General features: G+C 65.9%; 4 protein-coding genes. All 4 read right to left on the bottom strand.

Features of this window, described 5'->3' with window-relative positions:
- Window positions 1-196 (bottom strand): acetyl-coenzyme A synthetase N-terminal domain-containing protein (locus ACLJK8_RS22245; protein ID WP_413152608.1); only part of this gene is annotated, 196 nt, incomplete at its 3' end.
- Window positions 197-434: 238 nt separating this feature from the next.
- On the bottom strand, window positions 435-1,400 hold the full coding sequence (gene bhcD / locus ACLJK8_RS22240; RefSeq protein WP_413152607.1) for an iminosuccinate reductase BhcD: 966 nt from the start codon (window positions 1,398-1,400) through the stop codon (window positions 435-437).
- Window positions 1,401-1,475: 75 nt separating this feature from the next.
- Window positions 1,476-2,909 carry an NCS1 family nucleobase:cation symporter-1 gene (locus ACLJK8_RS22235; protein WP_413152606.1) on the bottom strand — a complete coding sequence of 478 codons (1,434 nt, stop codon included), beginning with the start codon at window positions 2,907-2,909 and terminating at the stop codon, window positions 1,476-1,478.
- A gap of 142 nt (window positions 2,910-3,051) precedes the next feature.
- Window positions 3,052-3,855: DSD1 family PLP-dependent enzyme (locus tag ACLJK8_RS22230; protein WP_413152605.1), on the bottom strand; the 804-nt coding region annotated here is incomplete at its 5' end.

Raw genomic sequence — 3,855 nt, 5'->3', positions numbered from 1 at the left:
TCGACACATCGTCATAGGCGAAGGAGGTGTTCTTCACCCGCTCGAACGGCGTGATCCAGTCGAGACGCTTCCCGTGCTCCCCCCAGAACCCGTCCGGATCATCGATCGAAGCCCGGTACATCTCCTCATACCCATCCGCGCCCAAAAGCGCCCGCGAAACCGTCTCTTCCGAAGGCTCGTGCATGTCATCTGGCATCTGGCGTTCCCACTCCATGGACCCTGTTTTTGTTTCAGGACAGCACGGAGAGCCCCCGCGCGCAAGCCGGCGTGCAAGCCGAGGCTCGCCCTGTCCGATGCGGCGCAGCATAGCGCGGGAGGCCCCTAAAGCAACAAGACAGACAATCGTCGTGGTGAACCAGCCACTTTATTTCGCGCACGCGCGACGGCGGAAGACCCGGGAGCGCGCCGGCATGACCGACGCGCTCCCGAACGGATCAGATCTCGACCTCGGTCGCGACACCGGCGGCGCGGGCGCGCTCGACCACCGCGCTCGCCACGGCGAGGTCCTGGAGGGCGACCCCGGTTCCGTCGAAGAGCGTGATCTCCTCGGCGGAGCTCCGCCCGGGATGGGCGCCGGCGATCACCTTGCCGATCGGTGTGATCGCCGAGGCTTCGATCAACCCGGAGGCGATCGCGTGCTGCGCCTCGCCGATCGAGACCGACTGGGCGACCTCGTCGGTGAAGACCGCGGCCCTCACGAGCAATTCGGGCTCGACCTCCTGCTTGCCCTTGGTGTCGGTGCCCATGCAGGCGATATGCGTGCCGGGCGAAACCTGCGCGGCCTTCAGGATCGGCGCGAAGCTCGAGGTGATGGAAATTATCACATCCGCCTCGGCCCCCAGCCGATCGAGATCGACCTCCTCGAAGGGCAGGCCGGCCTCGGTCGCGATATCGGCGAGACGGGACAGCATTTCGGGGTGAAGATTCCAGCCAATCACCTTCTCGAAATCTCTCTGGCGCAGCGCCGCGCGCATCTGGAAGGCAGCCTGGTGGCCTGCGCCGATCATGCCGAGCACCTTCGAATCGGGACGCGACAGATGCTTGATGGACACGGCCGAGGACGCCGCCGTCCGCGCGGCCGTCAGGTAGTTTCCGCCGACCGCCGCCGCGACCCGGCCGGTATCCGGGTCGAAGAGGAAGATCGTCGACTGATGGTTGATGATCCCGCGCTCGTGGTTGTTCGGCCAGTAGCCGCCCGCCTTCAGCCCCAGCGCGGCGCCGGCACGGTCGAAACCGCCCTTGAAACCATAGAGCGCGTCGGCGTGGCCGATCGCCTCGCGGATCACCGGGAAATTGTAGGCCTCGTCCCGCGCCATCGCGGCGAAGACGGATTCGACCGCCTCGAACGCGTCCTCGGGCGTCATCAGCTCGGCGATCCGGTTCTCAGGTACGATCAGCATCGACATACTCCTGTCTTGTCATGAACCCGGGCCCCGGACACGCGCGTCGGTGCCGCGCGCGCATCCGGGTCTCTGTCAGGCGTTCACGCGCCGCCCGGAAAGTTGGTGGAAGATCAGCGCCCCGAGCCCCGCCCCGATGAGCCAGGCATAGCCGGTGAGCCAAGCGAGAGCCGGCACCCAGACCGAGGCGACGGAGAAGACCGCGGCGCCCCCGAAGGCGAGAATGGCGTTCCGGTTCCAGCCGTCGCCGTAGTGATACGGGCCGCCGTCGAGATCATAGAGACCGGCGCGGTCGAGCGTCTGGTTCCGGTGCAGATAGTAGTCGACAATCATGATGCCGTAGAGCGGCGCGAGCGTCGCGCCCAGCGTATTGACGAAGCCGCTGATCCCGAACTCGCTGATGAAGCTCGTCCAGAGACCGCCGATCACCAGCGCGAAGATCGAGGTGACGATGCCCGCGGCCCGGAAGGTGATCCGCTCCGGCGCGAGGTTGGCAATGCCGTTCACGGCCGGGATGAAGTTCGCGACGAGGTTGATGCCGACCGTCGCGGCGAAGAAGGTGATCGCGGCGATCGCGCTCAGGAGGACGCTGTCGGTGCGCTCCACGATCTCGGTCGGATTGATGATCTCCTCGCCGAAGACCACGGCCGCGCCCGCGGTGGTGAGAAGCGCCAGCCCCGAGAACAGGATCATGTTGAACGGGAGTCCCGCCAGATTGCCGAGAACCATCGCGCGCCGGTCCTTCGCATAGCGCGAGAAGTCGCTGAAGTTGATCATCACCGCCGCGAAATAGGCCACCATGGTGCCGATGATGGCGATGAAGCCGTTGATCTCGCTGACCCAGGTGCCCTCCGGATTGGCGAAGATCGTCCGCGCCGCCGACAGGAGCTGCCCGTCCGAGCGCTGCCAAAGCACGACGACGAGGCCGATCATGACGAGATAGACAAAGGGTCCCGCGATATTGAGGAAGGTCTCGACCCAGCCCATGCCGCGCCAGAAGATGACGATGTGGAAGACCCAGACGAGCAGGAAGGACATCCAGTCGATCCCGGTCAGCCCCAGGAACTCGCCCCCGCCGGAGATGCCGGTGATCGAGCGGATCAGCAGCGCCAGCGCCGTCGAGGCGAAATAGACCTGCACACCGTACCAGAACACCGCCACGGTGGCACGGAGGATCGCCGGCAGCTTGGCGCCGGAGGTTCCCATGCTCGCCCGCGCCAGCACGGGATAGGGAATGCCGTATTTCTCGCCGGGCGCGCCGGAGAGATTGACGAGGAACATCACCATGAGACCCGCGACGATGAGCGCCGCGAAGGCGGTCCAGCCGCTGACGCCGTAGGAGATGAACAGCGACGCGACGAGGCTATAGCCGAACAACGACTGAACGTCGTTGGCCCAGATGTTGAAGATCGCGAACCAGCCCCAGCTCTTCTCGGCGTCGGTGACCGGCCGGAGCGCGTTCTCCTCGCCCGGGGCGGCGTTCGTGCCCGTCAGTTCAGCATGCGACATTCTTCTCTCCTGCCATGAAGACACCAACCATCGAAGAACGCGTCACATGCCTGCGAGGCCGGCCACGCCCGTATCCCCGCGAAGCGTCGCGGCGTCCATTTGTCACGCGATGGACGCCGCGAAGGGCTCGTCCGGTGGTCGCTCAGTAGGCCTTGCCGCGGGCGGAGACCGGCCAGAGCGTCTCGACCTTGCCGTTCCTGACGCCCACGTACCAGTCGTGCACGTTGCAGGTCGGGTCGCAGTGGCCCGGCACGAGGCGGAGCTTCTCGTTGACCTTCAGGACGCCCTCCTTGTCCTCGATGACACCGTGCTCGTCGGAGCATTTGATGTATTTCACATCGTCGCGGCCGTAGATGAACGGCAGCCCGGAGTCGACCGACTGCGCCTTCAGCCCGGCGTCGCAGATCGCCTTGTCGGCCTTGGCGTGGCTCATGACGCTCGTCAGGATGAAGAGCGCGTTCTCCCATTCGCCCTGGTCGATGCGCTTGCCGTCCTGGTCATGGATGCGGCCGTAATCGGCGTCCATGAAGGCGTAGCTGCCGCACTGCAGCTCGTTGTAGACGCCCGAGTTCGACTCGAAATAGTAGCTGCCGGTGCCGCCGCCGGAGACCAGTTCGGCCTTCAGCCCCACCGCTTCGAGACCTGCGACCGCGTCCTTCACCTGGGCGATGGCGGCGTCGAGCTTGGCCTTGCGGTCCTCGTAGCCGTCCATGTGCTGCATCGCGCCCTGATAGGCCTGGAGGCCGGTGAATTTCAGCCCCGGCGCCGCGTCGATCGCCTGCGCGATCTCCACCACCGCCTCGGTCGTCGTCACGCCGCAGCGCCCGGCGCCGCAGTCGATCTCGACGAAGCACTCGATCGTGGTGCCATGCTTCTCCGCCGCCGCCGAGAGATCGGCCACGTTCGCCACGTCGTCGACGCAGACGATGACGCGCGCGCCGTAGTT

Origin of the sequence: Amaricoccus sp. W119, assembly GCF_047275745.1 — a bacterium.
Lineage (GTDB): Bacteria > Pseudomonadota > Alphaproteobacteria > Rhodobacterales > Rhodobacteraceae > Amaricoccus.
The sequence above is the reverse complement of the archived record's forward strand: the minus strand, read 5'-3'. Positions and strand labels throughout refer to the sequence as shown.